The organism is Billgrantia sp. C5P2, assembly GCF_051062895.2.
This window is the reverse complement of sequence record NZ_CM128542.1, coordinates 619,466-638,663: the sequence shown is the minus strand read 5'-3', so window position 1 is coordinate 638,663 and position 19,198 is coordinate 619,466. Positions and strand designations below refer to the sequence as shown.

Below are 19,198 nucleotides of genomic sequence, written 5' to 3'. Positions count from 1 at the left end.
TTTCGCAGCAGGAGGAACAACATGGCGCATCTGTCGATTACCAACGCCGCCGCCGAGCAGATCCAGCGGGTACTCGAGGAGCGCGGGCAAGGACTGGGCCTGCGTGTCTCGGTCAAACCCAGCGGCTGCTCCGGCTACAGCTACGTGCTCGACTTCGCCGACGAAGCCGCCAACGACGACGCGGTGTTCGAAGAGCACGGCGTCACCGTCTTCGTCACTCCCGAGGCGCTGCCGATGCTCGACGGCAGCGAGGTCGATTACGTCTCGGAGGGGCTCAATCGCTTCTTCCGCTTCAACAACCCCAACGTGAAGGATCAGTGTGGATGCGGCGAGAGCTTCACCGTCTGAAGAAACACTGCACAAGTGTCTGCGCGGGCAAATCGCTGCGTTGCGCGCTGCTCGACATCCTCACCTAGTACCGCATAGGCTCCGGTGTCTGCGCTGCGTGCGCCTTGCGCTTCACTCCGCTCGCCGACTTGTGCAGCGTTTCTTTCCGCAGGAGTGACGATTGTTCAACGCCCTCCGGCAGCGGTATACTCTGCGCCCACAGTTTTCTCGCGCTGACTCGCCACGTGCAGCACACTCGGTACGCGGGGACGAACGCATCCAGAATCCGTAGCGCCACGCCATACCGCCCCATCCGGGTAGGTACGGCGTGGCGCTATCCCCATACGAATCTCAATGGAGACAGGCCCACATGGCAACCGAACGTACCCTTTCCATCATCAAGCCCGACGCCGTCGCCAAGAATGCCATCGGCGAGATCATCTCCCGCTTCGAAAAGGCCGGCCTCAAGGTCGTCGCCGCCAAGATGCTGCATCTCTCCGAAGAGCAGGCCGGCGGCTTCTACGCCGAGCACAAGGAGCGCCCCTTCTTCAAGGATCTGGTGGGCTTCATGACCTCCGGCCCGGTGGTCGTCCAGGTGCTGGAAGGCGACGACGCCATTGCCAAGAACCGCGACCTGATGGGTGCCACCAACCCCAAGGAAGCCGCGCCGGGCACCATTCGCGCCGACTTCGCCGAGACCATCGACGCCAACGCCGTGCACGGCTCCGACTCGCCGGCTTCCGCAGAGCGTGAAGTGGCCTATTTCTTCAACGCCGACGAGATCCATTCACGTTAAGGCTGCGGCCAACCGTGCACTCCGCGGGGACGCTCCAGTCCCCGCTCTCGTCCTGCCCCGACCGACGTGATGCCATGACCGCCACTACCACCGCCCAACGTACCAACCTGCTCGGCATGACTCGCGAGGAGATGGAAGCCTTCTTCCTCTCCATCGGCGAGAAGAAGTTCCGAGCCGCCCAGGTGATGAAGTGGATCCATCACGAGGGTTGCGACGATTTCGAGTCCATGACCAACCTCTCCAAGCCGCTGCGTCAGCGGCTTGCCGAGGTAGCCGAGATTCGCGGTCCCGGCGTGGTCTACGAAGGGACTTCCAGCGACGGCACCCGCAAGTGGGTGCTGGAGGTGGAGGATGGCAGCTACGTGGAAACGGTGCTGATCCCTGCCGACAACGGCAAGCGCCGCACCCTGTGCGTGTCGTCCCAGGTGGGCTGTTCGCTCGATTGCAGCTTCTGTTCTACCGGCAAGCAGGGCTTCCAGCGCAACCTCACCGCCGCCGAGATCATCGGCCAGGTGTGGGTTGCCCAGCGTAGCGTGGGCCCGCGCAAGGATACCGCCAATCGCCCGGTCACCAATGTGGTCATGATGGGCATGGGCGAGCCGCTGATGAACTACGACAACGTCGTGCCGGCGATGAAGCTGATGCTCGACGACAACGGCTACGGGCTCTCCAAGCGGCGTGTCACCCTGTCCACCTCCGGGGTGGTGCCGATGCTCGACAAGCTCGGCGACGAGCTCGACGTGAGCCTGGCCATCTCGCTGCATGCCGCTACCGACGAGCTGCGCAGCGAGCTGGTGCCGCTCAACCGCAAGTACAACATCCGCACCCTGCTGGACGCCTGTCACCGCTACCTGGCCAAGTGCGACGACACGCGCATGGTGACCATCGAGTATACGGTGATCAAGGACGTCAATGACCAGCAGGAGCACGCGACGCAGCTGGCCGAGCTGCTGCGCGAGCTGCCGTGCAAGATCAACCTGATCCCGTTCAACCCGTTCCCCCATTCGGGTTACGAGAAGCCATCGCGCAACCAGGTGATGCGCTTCCAGCAGTGGCTCTATGAGCTGGGCTACACGGCGCCGATCCGCAGCACCCGCGGCGACGACATCGACGCCGCCTGCGGCCAGCTGGTGGGTCGCGTCAAGGACCGTACCCGCCGCCACGAGCGTTATATCCGCTCGATCCAGATCGACGCCGACTGAAGCGGGGTGCTGCCTTGACTTCAACACGTCACGGCGCTTTGATGGACAGGCTTTTTTTACCCCTGGCCAGCGCCAACCGGGCACCAGGCACGCCAGACATCGACAGCCAGACAGGCCCGACCATGAGGATGCCATGACGCGCGCCCCCTATCTGCCAAGCCGACGCATGCCGCTGGTAGCGATGGTGGTTGCATCGTTATGGCTCTCCGGCTGCGCCAACCGACTCGAGCAGCAGGCCGATGCAGACCCGACCGAGGCCTTCACCGAGCTGGGCATGGCGTACCTGGAGCGCGGCAATCTCCCGCGTGCCATGGCGGCACTCAACCGGGCCTTGGAGCGCGTTCCCGACGACCCCGAGGCGCTTCAGGCCATGGCCATCGTCTACCAGCGCCAGGGCGAGCGCGAGCAGGCCGACGAGATGTTCCAGCGGGCCATCGCGGCCGCTCCCGGCAACAGCCGCGCACGCAACAACTACGCCGCTTTTCTCTACGAGCACGGCCAGGTACGGCGTGCCTGCGAGCAACTCGAGCTGGCTTCCCGGGATACTCGCTATGCCAACCGGGCCCAGCTGTTCGCCAACCTGGGGCAGTGCCAGTGGGATATCGGTGCGATAGGGGAAGCGAGACATAGCCTGGAGCGAGCCCGCAGCCTCGATCCGCGCAACCCGAGAAGCTATTTCACGCTGGCTGCGCTGGAACTGGAGCAGGGGAATCCCGATCTTGCCCGGCAGCAGCTGGAAATTTTCGTGGGGCTTGCCGGCATGACGCCGGACGCCCGGGCGCTGGCCCAGCAGATCGCCGCCGCCGGCGCTGATACGCAGCGTGACGCACCTTGATCAACGACTCCAAGACGAAGGATGCTCAGCCATGAGCGACAACCAAGATATCGATGCCGCCGGCTTCACGTCGCCGGCCTCCCCCGGGGAGCTGCTTCGCCGCGAACGTGAAACGCAGGGACTGTCCCGCGAGGAAGTCGCCACGGCATTGAACCTGCGCCCTGCCGTCGTCACCGGCATGGAGGAGGACAGCTACGATCAGGTACCGGTCGCCACCTATCGCCGTGGCTACCTGCGCGCCTATGCCCGACTGCTGGGCATGGACGACCGCCCCGTATTGCAGGCCTATGCAGACCGCTTCGGCAATCAGGAGAACGAGCAGCGAGTCGCGCCGGTCCAGATCACCAAGCCGCCGTCGCGCATCGGCGCCTGGCTGTTCAAGCTGGTGACCCTGCTGGTGATCGCCGGCCTGATCGGCCTCACTCTGGTGTGGTGGCAAAGCCGCGACGGCAACGAACCGCCCACCGTCGACGCGACCGGCCCGGTCTCGGTCGAAACACTGGATGGCACCACCACCATCGAAGAGGAGCCGCGCCCCGAGGTCGAGGAGGCCCTGCCGCCGCTGCCCGAGGAGGGCGTCGACCCGCTCGCTGGCGAAGCCGAAGCGCCGTCCAGCGAAGTCGATCCCACCGGAGCCGAGCTGATCGCAGGCATGAACGAAGAGGAGCCGGTCATGCCGGATGAGGCCGGCGTAGAGGCCCCCACCGAGCAGCCGATCATCGACGAGGAGGAACCGGAGCAGACCGGGGTAGCAGCCTCCGCCGACCGCACCGTGCTGCAGTTGACCTTCAACGAGCAGTCCTGGACCGAGATCTTCGATGCCAACAACCGGCGCGTTTTCGTCGGTCTTCAGGAACCCGGCACCACGGCCACCGTCGAAGGAGAGCCCCCTTTCCGCCTGACCATCGGCAATGCCTCCGCCGTCGAGCTGAGCTGGGCCGGCGAGCGCGTCGACCTCTCCGCTCGCGCCGGGGCCAACAACGTCGCCCGTTTCACCTTGGGAGAGTGATATGCATTCCCCATCGCCCATCGTTCGCCGCAAGTCGCGCCAGATCCACGTCGGCAAGGTGCCGGTCGGGGGTGATGCCCCGATCTCGGTACAGAGCATGACCAATACCGACACCCTGGACGTGGCCGCCACCGTAGCCCAGATCGAGCGCCTGGAAACCGCCGGAGCCGATATCGTGCGCGTCTCGGTGCCGAGCATGGACGCCGCCGAGGCTTTCGGACGCATCAAGCAGCAGGTCAACGTACCGCTGGTGGCCGACATCCACTTCGACTACAAGATCGCCCTGCGCGTGGCCGAGCTCGGTGTCGACTGCCTGCGCATCAACCCCGGCAACATCGGCAAGGAGGAGCGCGTGCGCGCCGTGGTCGGCGCCGCCCGCGACAACGGCATCCCGATCCGCATCGGCGTCAACGCCGGGTCGCTGGAGAAGGAGCTGCAGCGCAAGTACGGCGAGCCCACACCGGAAGCGCTGGTGGAGTCGGCCATGCGCCATATCGACCATCTCGACCGTCTCGACTTCCAGGAGTACAAGGTCAGCGTCAAGGCCAGCGACGTGTTCATGGCCGTAGCCGCCTATCGCCAATTGGCCAAACTGATCGAGCAGCCGCTGCACCTCGGCATCACCGAGGCCGGCGGGCTGCGCTCGGGCACCGTGAAATCCTCCATTGGCCTGGGCATGCTGCTGATGGACGGCATCGGCGACACCATTCGTGTCTCGCTTGCCGCCGATCCGGTGGAAGAGATCAAGGTCGGCTACGACATGCTCAAGAGCCTGCGCCTGCGCAGCAAGGGCATCAACTTCATCGCCTGTCCCAGTTGCTCACGTCAGAACTTCGACGTGATCGGCACCATGAACGCCCTTGAGGAGCGCCTCGAGGACATCATGACCCCGCTCGACGTCTCGGTGATCGGCTGTATCGTCAACGGCCCCGGCGAAGCCAAGGAGAGCGACATCGGCCTGACCGGCGGCAGCCCCGCCAACCTCGTCTATATCGACGGCAAGCCCGCGTCCAAGCTGCGTAATGAACATCTGGTCGACGATCTCGAAGCCCTGATCCGCGCAAAGGTACGCGAGAAGGAGCAGGCCGAACAGAACGTGATCGCCCGCGAGGCCTGAGCGGCCGTCGACCATCAAGGAGCCACCGTTGAGCAAGTCCCAGTCGAGCACCAACCAATCGAGCACCAAAGAGAGCGGCCAGAAAAAGATCCAGGCCATTCGTGGCATGAACGACCTGCTGCCGGGCCAATCCGCCCTGTGGCAGTACTTCGAAGGTATCGTTCAGGCGCTGATGCGGCGCTACGGTTACGCCGAGATCCGCACGCCCATCGTCGAGCAGACCGCCCTGTTCGCCCGCTCCATCGGCGAGGTCACCGATATCGTCGAGAAGGAGATGTACACCTTCGATGACCGTAATGGCGACAGCCTGACCCTGCGACCCGAGGGCACTGCGAGCTGCGTACGTGCCGCCATGGAGCACGGCCTGCTGCACAACCAGACCCAGCGGTTGTGGTACCAGGGCCCGATGTTCCGTCACGAGCGTCCGCAGAAGGGTCGCTACCGCCAGTTCCACCAGGTCGGCCTGGAAGCCTTCGGCCTGGAAGGGCCGGACATCGACGCCGAGGTGATCCTGCTCTCCGCGCGGCTGTGGCAGGAGTTGGGGCTCATCGAACACGTCACCCTGGAGCTCAATTCGCTGGGCTCCAGCGAGGCCCGCGCCGCCTATCGCGACAAGCTGGTGGCCTACTTCGAACAGCATCGCGACCAGCTCGACGAGGACTCGCTGCGCCGCCTGTCGAGCAACCCGCTGCGCATTCTCGACTCCAAGAACCCGGACATGGCGCCGATGCTGGCCGACGCGCCCAAGCTGATGGATCACCTCGACGATGCCTCGCGCGAGCACTTCGAGGGCCTCACCGCCCTGCTCGAGGCCGCCGGCATCGACTACGTGATCAACCCGCGCCTGGTGCGCGGCCTCGACTACTACGGCCGTACCGTCTTCGAGTGGACCACCACGGCGCTGGGCAGCCAGGGCACGGTCTGCGCCGGCGGCCGCTACGACGGCCTGGTCGAGCAGCTCGGCGGCAAGCCGACCCCGGCGGTGGGCTTCGCCATGGGCATCGAGCGTCTGATCCTGCTGCTCGAGACCCTGGAACTGGTACCCGACGCTGCCCTGGGCGAGCTGGACCTCTACGTGCTGCCCATGGACGATGGCGCCACCGCCCGGGCCATGTTGCTTGCCGAACGGGTCCGCAGCGAACTGCCCGAGCTGCGCGTGCAGTTGCACTGTGGCGGTGGCAGCTTCAAGAGCCGCATCAAGAAGGCCGACCGCAGCGGTGCCCGACTGGCACTGCTGCTGGGCGAGGACGAACTGGCCCAGGGCCGCGCGACGCTGAAGTTCCTGCGCGAGGAGCGCGAGCAACTGAGCCTGTCCCAGGACGCCCTGGCCGAGACCCTCGCCACCCTGGTGAGCGGTGCGCGCGCCTGACCGAACCGCATCTGTTGTGTAAAGGAGACCGCCCGTGGCGGAGCTGAGAACTGAAGAAGAGCAGTTGGAAGCCATCAAGCGCTGGTGGAAGGAGAACGGCACCGCGTTGATCGCAGGCGTGGCCATCGCGATTGCCGGCGTGGTGGGCTGGAATACCTGGCAGAGCTATCAGGAAAATCAGGCGGAAGCGGCCTCGATGCGCTATCAGCACCTGGTCAGCCTGGCCGACAGCGGCGAGGTTGATGAAGCCCGCAGCCTGGTCGCCGAAATCGCCGACAACCACGGCCGCACGCTCTACGCCGACCTGGCGCGCCTGATCGACGCCGGCCTCGCCGTGGACGAGGGCGAACTGGACGAGGCGCGCGACATCCTCGACGAGGTGATCGCCTCCAGCAAGCACGCGTACGTACAGGGGCTGGCAAGGCTGCGTCTGGCCCGGCTGCAGGTCGCTACCGACGACGCCGAAGCCGCGCTCGATACCCTGGCGCGCGACGTTCCGGCGGCCCTGGCCGCCCAACAGGCAGATATCCGCGGCGATGCGCTGCGCGCGCTGGGCCGCGACGACGAAGCCCGCCAAGCCTGGCAAGAGGCCCTTGCGGTCGCCGAACAACGTAATCAGCCGATCTATGGCGTCCAGCTGAAGCTCGACGACCTGGGTGCCGAAGAGGCCATGCTATGAAGACGACATACACTCGCCAATCTTTCCTGGCTCGCAAGTCATCCCTGGCCTTGGTGGCCACTCTCGCTCTCGGCCTGCTGGCCGGCTGTGCCAACAAGGCGGAACCACGCTACAGCCCCAAGGAATTGCAGCGCTTCGAGGCCAGCGTCGAACTCGATACCGATTGGCGTCAGCAGGTCGGCAAGGGCCTCGGCCGAGCCACCTATCCCATTTCGCCCTCGCTCGACAACGGCGTGATCTACACCGCCGACGAACGTGGCCGGGTCATGGCAATGGATGCCCAGAGCGGTGAACGTCGCTGGCAGACCGACCTCGAGGTCGGCGTTTCCAGCGGCCTGACGGCCGTGGCCGGACAGGTCTATCTCGGCACCCGCAACGGCGAGGTGCTGGCTTTGAGCCAGTCCAACGGCGATGTCAGCTGGCGTGCACGCGTCTCCAGCGAGGTGCTCGCTCCGCCGCAGCCCAACAACGAGCTGCTCGTGGTGCAGAGCGTCGACGGCACCGTCACGGCGCTGGACCGGCTCACCGGCCGTGAGCGCTGGGTCCATACCACCACCGAACCTGCCCTCACCCTGCGCGGCACCGGCACGCCCGCGGTGATCGACCCAGTGACCTTCGCCGGCTTCGCCAACGGCCGCCTGGTCACGCTGGACAACCGCAGCGGCCAGCCGCTGTGGGAACGGCGCATCGCCGTGCCCCGCGGGCGCAGCGAGATCGACCGCATGGTCGACCTGGGTGGCCAGCCGGTGCTGACCCCCGACGGCCGACTGTTCGTGACCAGCTACAACGGCCGCCTGGTAGCCCTGGAAGCGCCCAGCGGCGAGGTGCTGTGGGAGCGTGAGCACTCCAGCTTCCGGACCCCGGTGCTGGTGGGCGACCGCCTGTTCACCGTCACCGAAGCCAGCCACGTGATCGCCTTCGATGCGCGCACCGGGGAGGAACTGTGGCGCAACCGCGACCTCGAGGGCCGCTGGCTGACGTCTCCGGCCTTCGCCGACGGCAACCTGGTACTGGGCGACTTCGAGGGCTACGTGCATCTGGTCGATATCCAGAACGGCCGCTTCACCGCCCGCACCCGGGTCGACAGCTCGGGAATCAGCCTGCGACCGATCACCGATTCCCGCCGCATCTACGTGTTGGCCAACAGCGGCCGCCTCGAGGCCCTGGAAATCAATCGATGACACCCGTAATCGCCCTGGTCGGCCGCCCCAACGTGGGCAAGTCGACCCTGTTCAACCGCTTGACCCGTAGCCGCGACGCCTTGGTGGCGGACTTCCCCGGGCTCACCCGCGACCGCAAGTACGGTAACGGCATGCTCGGCGACAAGGCCTACACGGTGATCGATACCGGTGGCATCAGTGGGGATGAGGAGGGCATCGATGCCGCCATGGCCGAGCAATCGCTGGCGGCCATCGACGAGGCCGACATCGTGCTGTTCATGGTCGACGCTCGGGCCGGCCTGCAGGTCGCCGACGAAGCCATCGCCAACCACCTGCGGGTCAACCAGAAGAAGACCTGGCTCGTCGTCAACAAGACCGACGGACTGGAAGAACATTCGGCCATGGCCGATTTCTGGAAGCTGGGGCTGGGCGATCCCCGCCCCATCGCCGCCGCCCACGGGCGCAACGTCACCAGCCTGATCGAGGAGGTGCTCGAGCCCTTTCCTGAGCGCGACCAGAGCATCCCGGCGGACACCGGCACCAAGGGCATCCGCATCGGCGTCATCGGCCGGCCCAACGTGGGCAAGTCGACGCTGGTCAACCGCCTGCTCGGCGAGGAGCGGGTGGTGGTCTTCGACGAAGCCGGCACCACCCGCGACGCCATCGAGATCCCCTTCGAGCGGCGCGGCAAGCCCTACGTACTGATCGATACCGCCGGCGTGCGGCGGCGCAAGAACGTCAGCGAGATAGCCGAGAAGTTCTCGATCATCAAGACGCTGGAAGCGATCAAGGAGTGCCACGTCGCGATCATGGTGCTCGATGCACGCAGCGGCCTGGTGGAACAGGACCTGCACCTGCTCGACTACGTGCTGACCACCGGCCGCGCCCTGGTGCTGGCAGTGAACAAGTGGGACGGCCTGGAGCAGGAGGCCAAGGAGAAGATGCGCGCCGAGATCAAGCGCCGCCTGGGCTTTGCCGATTACGCCGAGCTGCACTTCATCTCGGCCCTGCACGGCACCGCCGTGGGTGACCTCTACCCCTCCATCGAACGCGCCTTCGCCTCGGCCAACAGCCACTGGTCGACCAACCGCCTCACGACCCTGCTGCAGGATGCCGTCAGCCAACATCCGCCGCCGCTGGTTCACGGTCGCCGGATCAAGCTGCGCATGGCCCACCAGGGCGGCAGCAATCCGCCGATCATCGTGGTGCACGGCAACCAGACCGAAGCCCTGCCCGAGGCCTACAAGCGCTTCCTGACCAATACCTTCCGCAAGGTACTCAAGGTGCGCGGCACGCCGATCCGCTTCGAATTTCGCTCTGGCAGCAACCCGTTCGATCCGCAGGCCGGTGCCAGCGACCGGGAGAAAGCCAAGCAGCGCGAGCTGGGACGCACCCGCGAAGCCCGCAACAAACGCCGCTGACCCCTGTCCAAGTGTCCGGCCGTCAAGGCCGGGCCGTTACACCCCAGCAATCCGACCTGTCCCCAACCCTGTTTACTGACCCGCTTCCCAACGGGAGGAGCCGATGTTCCTGAGTCGCGTATCGTCCTTCGTCGTACCGCGCCGCCGCTGGCGCCTGCTTGCCCCGCTGAGCCTGGCCATGCTGCTCACCGGCTGCCTGGCTCTTCCCCAGACCGGGCTGTTCGCCTTCCGCCTGGCAGTGACCTCGCTCGGCATCGAGGACGTCCGCATCGGCCCCTACTCGATCCAGGCCGGCCTGGATACCAGCGACATCGCCTCGCTGGTAGCCTCGAGCCTCGGCATGGGCAGCCTGCCGATACAGGCCACCGTGGCCATGGGCCTGTCGCTGCCCGTCGGCATGCCGGCAGTGGAGATGTCCGGCTTCCGCTGGACCCTGGACGTGCCCGGCGCCGAGCCGGTCAGCGGCAACTACCAGCAGGACGTGACGCTGACCTCCACCGATGACACCAAGCTGCGCCTGCCCGTGGCCTTCGATGTGCTGGCCACCGACACTCGGCGCCTGGCGCCCATGGTGGAACTCGCCACGCAGTTGGCAAGCCAAGGCGAACTCCCCGCGGGCAGCGAGCTGGCCATTACCCCGGGCAGCCTGCGCGGCCTGGGTGTGAAGCTGCCGGCCGGGCTGTGGACCCCGACCCTGCGCTTTGCCGTGGGACAGGACGGCGAGTTGACTCCGCAGCGCTGATTCGCCTCCACGTGACTAGGGGGCCGGCACCACGCGCAACACCCGCCCCTCGGCGCTGTCGGTCAACAGGTAGAGGGCGCCATCCGGCCCGCTGCGGACGTCACGGATCCTCTCGTCGAGCTCCGTGAACAACGCTTCCTGCCCCACGATCTCGCCATCCTCGCGGATCAGGCGACGCACCTGGCGAGCGGCCAGCGCCGCGACGAACAGGTCGCCGCGCCACTCGGGAAACCGCTCCCCGTCATACACGGTCATGCCCGAGGGAGCGATGGAAGGCGTCCAGTGCAGCAAGGGCGCCTCGAACCCCGGCAGCTCGGTGAAGGGCGTGACCCGCGCGCCAGTATAGTCGACGCCATGCGTGACCAGTGGCCAGCCATAGTTGGCGCCGGGAAGGATACGATTGAGCTCGTCACCGCCCCGCGGGCCATGCTCGTGAATGAGCAGCTCACTGCGCGTCTCGTCGAAGACGACCCCCTGGATATTGCGATGGCCGATGCTATAGAGCTCCGCTCGTGCTACACGGTCATCGACGAAGGGATTGTCGGCGGGCACCGATCCATCGGGGTTCAAGCGGACCAGGCTGCCCAGGTGGTTGCCCGGATTCTGGGCTTGTTCGCGGTAGTCGAAGCCATCGCCCAGCCCCAGCACCAGGGTACCGTCCGGCAGGAAGGTCAGACGGCCACCGTAGTGGGAGCGTCCCTGCTTGCCCGGCTCGGCACGAAACAGTGTCTCTCGTGCGACCAGCCTCCGGCCGTCGAAGCGGGCGCGATCCAGGCAGGTCGTGTTGGCGGCACGTGTGCCACAGGCATAGCTCAGATACACCCAACCACTGACGCCATGATCCGGCGCCAGCGCCACCTCGAACAGCCCCGCCTGGCCACCGGTAAAGACCTCGGGCACCCCATCGATGGGCGCTTCGCGCAGCCTGCCGTCGGCACCGATCAGGCGCAGCCTCCCGACGCGCTCGGTGACTAGCATGCCGCCCCCGGGCAGGAAGGCCAGCGACCAGGGATGTTCGAGCCCCTCGGCCAGCGTCTCGATCCGATAGTCCACGGCGAGCACCGGGTGACACACCGACAAGCCGACGATGGTCAGCAGGACACGACTGAATCGATGCATGCTCCCTCCTGCTGGTCACCAGGACGTCCCGTCCCAGTCGAGATACGCCAGGATGGCATAGCCCCAGCCGCCCAGGGCGGCGGTTGTCATCATCGCCAGGGTTCCCTCAAGACTGCGAGTGGCCGCGACCAGGGTCGGCATGGGCACCAGAGCATCGACGATCGACAGCATGCCCCATAGCCCGAGCGCCGCCGCCAGCGCATGAATCGACCATGCCCCGAAGCCCAGCCAGCGTGTCACCAGAGTGGCCACCGGCATGGCCCCCAGCATCATGATGGCGACGAGGCTGCCGTACAGCGGTGTGAACCCCAGCAGATCGTGACCCGTGGTCGCCAGACGCGTGGAGAATGAGATCTCGGCTCCCAGCGCAGCCAGGTTGAACTGGGTCTGCACGATCGATCCCAGCAGTGTGGCGTCGAGCACGGCCGCAACATACGCCACCAGCGGTCGCCATCGCTTCGTCATGATAACCTCTCGCGAAGGCTTCGATCACCGCCCCACGCCCCCCGACCGGAAAGCCGCCAGACGTGCACATGTTCATCGCGGGGTCGCATACTCTCACTGACTCCCCTGGCCACGGGAACGGTCTCGCAAGCGCCGCTGGCCGACCCACTGACTGGCGAACTGCCAGGCGCCCCGGCCGCTGCGGCCACCGCGCAGGGTGGCATAGCGGACCGCCTCGGCGCGGGCCTCGGTATTCCAATCCTTGGCGCTGCCCAGTTGCGTGACCCAATGGCAGCAAGCCTCCAGGTAGGTGTCCTGGTTGAAGGGGTAGAAGCCGAGCCATAGGCCGAAGCGGTCGGCGAGCGAGATTTTCTCCTCCACCGCATCGCCATGGTGCAGCTCCTCCCCCACCAGACGGGTGTCGGCGTTGTCGGCCAACGATTCCGGCAGCAGGTGGCGGCGGTTCGAGGTGGCGTAGAGCAGTACGTTCTCCGGTGGACCGGTCAATGCTCCATCGAGCACGCTCTTGAGCGCCTTGTAGGCATCGTCGTGACCCTCGAAGGAAAGATCGTCGCAGTAGACCACGAAGCGATGCGGCTGCCCACGCAGCTGCTCGACCAGCATGGGCAGCCCGGCCAGGTCGTGACGATCGACCTGCACCAGGCGCAAGCCCTCCACCGCCAGACTATTGAGCAGGGCACGGATCAGCGACGACTTGCCGCTGCCCCGTGACCCCCACAGCAGGGCATGGTTGGCCGGCAGGCCTTGAAGGAAGGCACGGGTATTGTCGACCAGCGCCAGTTTCTGGCGCTCGATGCCCAGCAGATCGTCGAGCGACAGGGCATCGCGGGGCGGCACCGGCAGCAGCCGGCCACCGAGCGCATGGCGCTGCCACAGCGCGGCCACGTCACGCGTCCAGTCGACCTCCTGCGGGGTGGGCGGCAGCCAGTGTTCCACGTGGTCCAGCAGGCGGTTCAGGCGTCGGCTCAGCTCGGCATCCATTGACATCTCCTCGGGACTTCCACTGTTTGCGGTTGACCTTATGACGGTTCGGGGTATCTTGTGGCGAACCGTCCCCCCCGTCCAGGGTCTCAAGGGATCTGACCGAACGAGGTATCGAACATGCGCTGGATTCGCTGTGCTGCCGTGGCCACACTGGCCCTGACCATTACCGCCTGTACCACTTCACCGACCGGACGCCAGCAGCTGACGCTGATGTCAGATTCGCAGCTCAACCAGATGGGTCAGGAGGCCTTCGAAAAGTACCAGCAGGACCTGCCCCCCGCCGGCCAGGCCCAGCAGCGTTACGCCCAATGCGTGGCCGAAGCCATCGTCGCCGTACTGCCGGAGCAGGAGCGCAACCAGGACTGGCAGATCCGCGTCTTCGAAGCTGAGCAGGCCAACGCCTTCGCCCTGCCCGGCGGCTACATGGGCGTCAATACCGGCCTGCTCGATGTCGCCACGAACCAGGACCAGCTCGCCTCGGTAATCGGCCACGAGATCGGCCACGTGCTGGCACGCCACGCCAACGAGCGCGTTTCGACCCAAACCTCGACCCAGCTCGCGCTGTCGGTGCTGTCGTCGGCCGCCGGTCTGCAGGGGCCGGGAGGAGAGCAGTTGATGGGGGCGCTTGGCCTCGGCGCCCAGTACGGGGTCCTGCTGCCGTTCTCGCGCCGCCACGAGAGCGAGGCCGACGTGATCGGCCTGCGCCTGATGGCCGACGCCGGCTTCGACCCACGGGCCAGCATCGCGCTGTGGGAGAACATGGGCGCCCAGGGCGGCGCGCGCCCGCCGGAGTGGATGTCCACCCACCCCAGCCACGGCCAGCGCATGCAGGGCCTGCAGGCCGAAATGGGCAACGCCCTGGCTCGCTACGAGCAAGCTCGCCAGGCTGGACGGCAGCCAAATTGCCCGCGCCCTTGAGGCGTTGGCATGCTCGACACTGAATTCGCCCATGAGCCGGAGTATCGATGCTGAGACTTGGACTGCTGCTGTTGATACTGCCCATCTTCGTACTGATGGGCGTCTATTTCTGGGAACTCAGCGACGTGCGCGAATGCACCCTGATCCAGGGTGGCCACTGGGACTATCTGGAGAGCGTATGCCGTGAGACGCCCCAGCCCTTCGCACCTTGGGTGGAACGTCAGCCCTGGCTGGTCAACGGCGGCATGCTGCTGTCGCTGATCGGTGTGGTCATGTGCATGCTGGGGCTGTACGTCAAACGGCGCTGAGCGCCAGCCTGCTAACCGCGCCTGGCCATCACCGGCTAGGTCGGTTTGCCCAAGGCATAAAGCGCCCGGGCCCGCTCCAGGTGCTTCTTCATTTCTCTGACCGCCTGCTCGGGCTCCGCTGCTTCGATACAGTCGATGATCCGCTCATGCTCCATGAGCGTGGTCGCTTCGTTGCCTTCCCAATGCAGGATGCTGGCGTGAAAGCGGGCCAACCAGCCGAGCATCGCCTGGCTGGTGGCAGTGAAGATCGGGTTACGCGTCATGCCGGCGATTGCCGTATGGAAGGCCATGTCGGCCTGCACGAAGGCAGCAGCATCCTCGTTCAAATGGCTGCGCTGCTCCGCCACCAGCTCCCGTAACCTCGCCACATCCTCCGGCGTCGCCTGGCGCGCCGCCTTCTCGACCATGCCCAGCTCGAAGAAGGTTCTTGCCTCCTTCAACTGCTCCAGCGACTGCGGGGAACTGGCCAGCATATGGCGTGCAGTCAGGTCTATCTGGGAAATCAGCCCCATCGCCGTTGGCTGCAGTACTTTGGGACGCTGGCCATGGTTGATTCCCACCAGGCCAATTCTCTCCAGCGACTGCATCGCTTCACGGATTGCCGGCCGCCCCACCCCGTAGGTATCCATCAACTCCCGCTCCGAGGGCAGGGTATCGCCTGGGCGGTATTGCCCCGACTCGATCATCTCGTAAAGCCGGTCGAAGACCTCGTCGGACAGCTTGCGCCGGGTGATCTTGGGGGTCGGGTGCATATGTCTTCTCCTCGCAAGCCTCTGGACGATGGCCAATTCAGATGGAATCCAGCTGTGCCAGACGCGTTGGCAGTCTATCGACATCTACCCATGGCGCTCAAATACGACTAAAGCAGCATTTGACTAAGTGGTATAGATATTATGTCATCATACCAGTTGTCGGGCAACGCCTTCTTCCGCTTTGCGGGCCCGGCCGATACCGCCCGCCTGGCTGGCGGTGAACCCTTCGACCAGGAGCCTCACATGACCAAAATTGCGCTGATCGGTGCTGGCGGAAAGATGGGCTATCGCCTTTCCAGCAACCTGCAACGCTCCGACTATGACGTCAGCCACGTGGAAGTCAGCGACGCCGGACGGGAACGCCTCGCCCTCGGCCTCGGCATTCACTGCGTGGATGCCGATCAAGCCGTACCCGGCGCCGACGTGGTGATCCTGGCGGTCCCCGACAATCTGGTCGGCCGCATCGCCGAGGGCCTCTCCCCACTGATGGCCGGCAGCACCATGGTGATTACCCTCGATGCCGCTGCTCCCTTCGCCGGCCATCTGCCGGAACGCGACGACCTGGTCTACTTCGTTACCCACCCCTGCCACCCACCGATCTTCAATGACGAGACCGATCCACAAGCCAAGCGCGATTTCTTCGGCGGCCACCTGGCCAAGCAGCATATCGTCAGTGCCCTGATGCAGGGGCCAGAAGAGATGTTCGCCCTCGGCGAGGAGATCGCGAAGACCATCTACGCCCCCGTGGTGCGTTCGCACAAGGTCTCCGTGGAGCAGATGGCACTGCTCGAGCCGGGCCTGTCGGAAACCGTCTGCGCCACTCTGCTGGCGGTGATGCGCGAAGCCATGGATGAGGTCGTGGCACGCGGAGTGGACAAGCAGTGCGCCCGCGACTTCCTGCTCGGCCATATGAATATCCTCGCCGCCGTAACCTTCGAAGAGCAGCCCGGGGTGTTCTCTGACGCCTGCAACAAAGCCATCGAGAATGCCAAGCCACAGCTCATGCGCGACGACTGGAAGCGGGTCTTCGAGCCCGAGGAGATCGCCGAGAGCATTCGCCGTATCACCTGATGCCCGCCTCGGAACACCCAACACAACGACAACGATCAGGAGCCGACCATGAAGACCTACAGCCTCAAGAAGATCACCACCGCCATTGCGCTTGCCCTGCCTCTGCTTCCGGGCGGCATCGCCCTCGCCGCACAGGAAATGAACCTGGCTTTCACACCGCCGCTGAACTCCCACTACGGCGATGCCGGTCGCGCTTTCGCCGAGGAGATCGAACGCCTCAGCGACGGCGAGTTCAAGATCGTCCTGCAGCCTGCCAGCGCCATGGGCGGCGAACGCGACGTTCTCGAAGGATTGCAGATCGGCTCGGTGGAACTGACGCTGACCTCGACAGGGCCCATCGGCAACTTCATCCCTTCGATCTATGCCCTGGATTTCCCCTTCCTGTTCCGCGACTACGAGCACGCTCATGCCGTACTCGATGGCGAGATCGGCCAGGAACTGCTGGCGGAGTTCGAGAGTGAGGGTTTGATCGGCCTGGCTTGGGCCGAGAACGGCTTTCGGCATCTGACCAACAGCCTGCGCCCTGTCGAGACTCCCGACGATTTGCGCGGCATGAAGATTCGCACCATGGAGAACCGGGTGCACCTGGAGACCTTCCGCGAGCTGGGTGCGGCGCCGGCCCCGCTCTCCTGGACGGAGGTGATCACTGCGCTGCAGCAGGGCACCATCGACGGTCAGGAGAATCCGACCCCGATCCTGACCGTCAACAGCATCTGGGAGATCCAGGACCACCTGACCCTGACCGGCCACGTCTACTCGCCGACCGCTGTAGTCATGTCGCAGATCTACTGGGATGGCCTCAGCGAGGAGCAGCAGGGCTGGTTCCGCCAGGCGGCGCAGGCGGCAGCCCAGGCCTCCCGCGAGTCGGTCGCGCGTATCGAAGCCGAGGGCGTCGAGCTGCTGCGCGAGAACGGCATGCAGGTAGTCGAAGAGATCGACTACGAGCAGTTCCGCGACGCCGTGCAGCCCGTCTACGACCGTTTCGCCGGCGAGTTCAACGGCGACCTGCTGGAGCGTATCCGCAATACCCAGTGACGCCCGATCGAGCGCCTCCCCAGGAGGCGCCTCCATCCTGGATGACGAGGAGCGCCCTCATGTTCTCTCTGTTCAGTGCCCTGGCACAGGGATTGGTCAGGCTCACTCATAACCTCGCGGCCCTGCTGCTGGCCGTTGCCGTGGCCCTGGTCTTCTACCAGGTCTTCACCCGCTTCATCCTCGACAACCCCGCCTCCTGGTCGGAAATCCTCGCCCGCGGCCTGATCGTCTGGAGCGTATTCCTGGTCAGCGCCGCTGCCTTCTGGCACGGCGCCATGATCGCCATCGGCCTGTTCATCTCGCGCCTTCCGTCACATCTGCGTATTCACGGCCATCGCCTGGTATGCGCCGCGGTGTTGACCTTGCTGGGTCTGCTGGTCTGGCAGGGCTACCTGATCACGGCAAGGGTCTCCCGCCAGCAGATCGCCATGCTCGAGATTTCCATGTCGTGGTTCTACGCCGCCATCCCGGTAGGCTGCGTCGGCGCCGCCGTTGCCGTCATCGCACGTCAGCTTTTACGTGAGCAGGAGCATCGCCGCGCTCGGCACGCCCCAGCCATGGGTGAGCGGCAGGCAGGAGAACACCCATGAACTTTGCCATCGGCTCCGTGCTGGTCGGGCTCTTCGCCCTCTCGATTCCCATCGCCGTCGCCATCGCCCTGGCTGCCGCCGCGGGCCTCTACTTCTTCACCAGCGTCCCTCTCCAGGTCGTGCCGCAGCGGATGTTCGTCGGCCTCGACAGCTTTCCGCTGATGGCCGTGCCTTTCTTTATCCTCGCCGGCAACATCATGAGCAACGGTGGCATCGCGGCGCGCATGGTGGAGTTCGCCCGCTCCCTGGTCGGGGGCATCCAGGGCGGGCTTGCCTGCACCTGCGTGGTCACCTGCATGCTCTTTGCAGCGATATCCGGCTCCAGCGTGGCCACCACCTTCGCTATCGGTGCCATCCTGATTCCCGCCATGGTACAGCGCGGCTACCCGCCCCCGATGGCCGCTTCGGTCCAGGCCTCCTCGGCGGAGCTCGGCATCATCATTCCTCCCTCGGTGCCGCTGATCCTGTATGGCGTGAGTACCGAGACTTCGATCACCCAGCTGTTCATGGCCGGCTTCGGCCCCGGGCTGCTGATCGGCGCGGCACTGATCCTGATGATCGCCATCTGGTGCCGCATCAAGGGTTACGGTACCCGAGACGGCGAGCTGCGCAGCCCGATCTGGCCCGCCTTCCGCCGCGCCTTTCTCGCCCTGCTGATGCCGGTCATCATCATCGGGGGAATCTATGGCGGCATCTTCACGCCCACCGAAGCCTCCGCCGTGGCAGTGGCCTACGGGCTGTTCCTGGGCATGGCGGTCTACCGCACCATCTCCCTGCAGGATCTGCCGAGGATCTTCCGCGAGAGCGCCCTGTCCGCGGGTGCGGTCATGCTGATCATTGCGGCAGCTTCGGCCCTGAGCTTCGTCATCGGGCGCTCGGGGCTGGCCACGGACATCGGCGCCTGGGCCCAGAGTGCCTTCGACAACCGCTATACCTTCCTGCTGGCGATCAACATGCTGCTGCTGCTGGTGGGGATGTTCATCGAGACCTCGGCCGCCATCCTGATCCTGGCGCCGATCCTGGCGCCCATCGCCATCGGCTTCGGCATCGACCCGGTACATTTCGGCATCATCATCGTGGTCAACCTGGCCCTCGGCATGTTCACCCCACCGCTCGGCGTCAACCTGTTCGCCGCCGCCCAGGTTGCCAAGCTGCCGGTGGAGCAACTCTTCCGCTACCTGCTGCCGCCGGTACTGACCATCATCACCTGCCTGATGCTGATCACCTATGTGCCATCTATCTCCCTGCTGCTGCGCGACCTGCTCTATTGAGCCGCGCCCCTAATGCCCCCGGAGCCGC

At 65.6% G+C, this 19,198-nt stretch carries 21 protein-coding genes; 17 read left to right on the top strand and 4 right to left on the bottom strand.

All coding sequences use genetic code 11. The features are described 5' to 3' along the window. Nucleotides 1-21 precede the first annotated feature (21 nt). From ACRWQA_RS03015 to ACRWQA_RS02965, 11 genes are all read left to right on the top strand, one after another. Complete coding sequence (locus ACRWQA_RS03015; protein WP_263581248.1) at nt 22-348, top strand: HesB/IscA family protein; 327 nt, start codon at nt 22-24, stop codon at nt 346-348. Between the two features lie 349 nt (nt 349-697). Continuing rightward, nucleotides 698-1,123: a nucleoside-diphosphate kinase gene (gene ndk, locus ACRWQA_RS03010; RefSeq protein WP_167113734.1), complete on the top strand. Its 426-nt coding sequence runs from the start codon at nt 698-700 to the stop codon at nt 1,121-1,123. Between the two features lie 74 nt (nt 1,124-1,197). Then, nucleotides 1,198-2,325 (top strand): dual-specificity RNA methyltransferase RlmN, encoded by a 1,128-nt coding sequence (gene rlmN, locus ACRWQA_RS03005; protein ID WP_263581249.1) that lies wholly within the window; start codon nt 1,198-1,200, stop codon nt 2,323-2,325. 133 nt (nt 2,326-2,458) lie between these two features. Then, nucleotides 2,459-3,160, top strand: a complete 702-nt coding sequence (gene pilW, locus ACRWQA_RS03000) for a type IV pilus biogenesis/stability protein PilW (protein WP_263581250.1) — start codon at nt 2,459-2,461, stop codon at nt 3,158-3,160. Nucleotides 3,161-3,191: 31 nt separating this feature from the next. After that, a complete protein-coding gene (locus ACRWQA_RS02995; RefSeq protein ID WP_434227018.1) occupies nt 3,192-4,169 on the top strand; it encodes a RodZ domain-containing protein in 978 nt (325 codons plus the stop codon). Nucleotide 4,170: 1 nt separating this feature from the next. Beyond that, the gene (gene ispG / locus ACRWQA_RS02990) at nt 4,171-5,286 is read left to right on the top strand and encodes a flavodoxin-dependent (E)-4-hydroxy-3-methylbut-2-enyl-diphosphate synthase (RefSeq protein WP_263581252.1); all 1,116 of its coding nucleotides are present in this window, start codon (nt 4,171-4,173) and stop codon (nt 5,284-5,286) included. 28 nt (nt 5,287-5,314) lie between these two features. Beyond that, the gene (hisS, locus tag ACRWQA_RS02985; RefSeq protein WP_434227016.1) at nt 5,315-6,655 is read left to right on the top strand and encodes a histidine--tRNA ligase; all 1,341 of its coding nucleotides are present in this window, start codon (nt 5,315-5,317) and stop codon (nt 6,653-6,655) included. 34 nt (nt 6,656-6,689) lie between these two features. After that, nucleotides 6,690-7,334, top strand: a complete 645-nt coding sequence (locus tag ACRWQA_RS02980) for a YfgM family protein (protein WP_434227014.1) — start codon at nt 6,690-6,692, stop codon at nt 7,332-7,334. Next, entirely contained in the window at nt 7,331-8,515 is a 1,185-nt protein-coding gene (gene bamB / locus ACRWQA_RS02975) for an outer membrane protein assembly factor BamB (protein ID WP_434227012.1), read from the top strand. The genes ACRWQA_RS02980 and bamB overlap by 4 nt, the downstream gene beginning before the upstream one ends. Next, nucleotides 8,512-9,915, top strand: a complete 1,404-nt coding sequence (gene der, locus ACRWQA_RS02970) for a ribosome biogenesis GTPase Der (protein WP_263581256.1) — start codon at nt 8,512-8,514, stop codon at nt 9,913-9,915. The genes bamB and der overlap by 4 nt, the downstream gene beginning before the upstream one ends. Before the next feature lie 103 nt (nt 9,916-10,018). Then, nucleotides 10,019-10,657 (top strand): hypothetical protein, encoded by a 639-nt coding sequence (locus ACRWQA_RS02965; protein WP_434227010.1) that lies wholly within the window; start codon nt 10,019-10,021, stop codon nt 10,655-10,657. A 15-nt stretch (nt 10,658-10,672) separates the two neighbouring features. Here the strand turns inward: ACRWQA_RS02965 and ACRWQA_RS02960 are convergent, their stop codons facing one another. From ACRWQA_RS02960 to ACRWQA_RS02950, 3 genes are all read right to left on the bottom strand, one after another. Further along, complete coding sequence (locus ACRWQA_RS02960; RefSeq protein ID WP_434227008.1) at nt 10,673-11,776, bottom strand: PQQ-dependent sugar dehydrogenase; 1,104 nt, start codon at nt 11,774-11,776, stop codon at nt 10,673-10,675. Between the two features lie 15 nt (nt 11,777-11,791). Beyond that, nucleotides 11,792-12,241, bottom strand: a complete 450-nt coding sequence (locus ACRWQA_RS02955; protein ID WP_434227006.1) for a hypothetical protein — start codon at nt 12,239-12,241, stop codon at nt 11,792-11,794. Between the two features lie 93 nt (nt 12,242-12,334). Continuing rightward, complete coding sequence (locus ACRWQA_RS02950) at nt 12,335-13,222, bottom strand: ATP-binding protein (protein ID WP_434227005.1); 888 nt, start codon at nt 13,220-13,222, stop codon at nt 12,335-12,337. A gap of 120 nt (nt 13,223-13,342) precedes the next feature. On the opposite strand from ACRWQA_RS02950, the gene ACRWQA_RS02945 reads away from it, so the two are divergent. Both ACRWQA_RS02945 and ACRWQA_RS02940 read left to right on the top strand, forming a co-directional pair. After that, nucleotides 13,343-14,143, top strand: coding sequence for a M48 family metallopeptidase (locus ACRWQA_RS02945; protein WP_263581261.1), 801 nt, complete (start codon nt 13,343-13,345; stop codon nt 14,141-14,143). Between the two features lie 47 nt (nt 14,144-14,190). After that, nucleotides 14,191-14,451 (top strand): hypothetical protein, encoded by a 261-nt coding sequence (locus ACRWQA_RS02940; protein ID WP_263581262.1) that lies wholly within the window; start codon nt 14,191-14,193, stop codon nt 14,449-14,451. 35 nt (nt 14,452-14,486) lie between these two features. Here the strand turns inward: ACRWQA_RS02940 and ACRWQA_RS02935 are convergent, their stop codons facing one another. Then, on the bottom strand, nt 14,487-15,203 hold the full coding sequence (locus tag ACRWQA_RS02935; protein WP_434227002.1) for a transcriptional regulator NanR: 717 nt from the start codon (nt 15,201-15,203) through the stop codon (nt 14,487-14,489). Nucleotides 15,204-15,446: 243 nt separating this feature from the next. On the opposite strand from ACRWQA_RS02935, the gene ACRWQA_RS02930 reads away from it, so the two are divergent. Genes ACRWQA_RS02930 through ACRWQA_RS02915 form a run of 4 tightly spaced genes read left to right on the top strand, consistent with a single transcriptional unit; the run spans nt 15,447 to nt 19,170 of the window. Then, a complete protein-coding gene (locus ACRWQA_RS02930; protein ID WP_434227000.1) occupies nt 15,447-16,274 on the top strand; it encodes a phosphogluconate dehydrogenase C-terminal domain-containing protein in 828 nt (275 codons plus the stop codon). Nucleotides 16,275-16,322: 48 nt separating this feature from the next. Continuing rightward, nucleotides 16,323-17,309 (top strand): TRAP transporter substrate-binding protein, encoded by a 987-nt coding sequence (locus tag ACRWQA_RS02925; RefSeq protein ID WP_434226998.1) that lies wholly within the window; start codon nt 16,323-16,325, stop codon nt 17,307-17,309. Between the two features lie 59 nt (nt 17,310-17,368). Further along, nucleotides 17,369-17,899: a TRAP transporter small permease gene (locus ACRWQA_RS02920; protein ID WP_434226996.1), complete on the top strand. Its 531-nt coding sequence runs from the start codon at nt 17,369-17,371 to the stop codon at nt 17,897-17,899. Then, entirely contained in the window at nt 17,896-19,170 is a 1,275-nt protein-coding gene (locus ACRWQA_RS02915; protein WP_434226994.1) for a TRAP transporter large permease, read from the top strand. Before ACRWQA_RS02920 ends, ACRWQA_RS02915 begins: the two co-directional genes overlap by 4 nt. Nucleotides 19,171-19,198 lie beyond the last annotated feature (28 nt).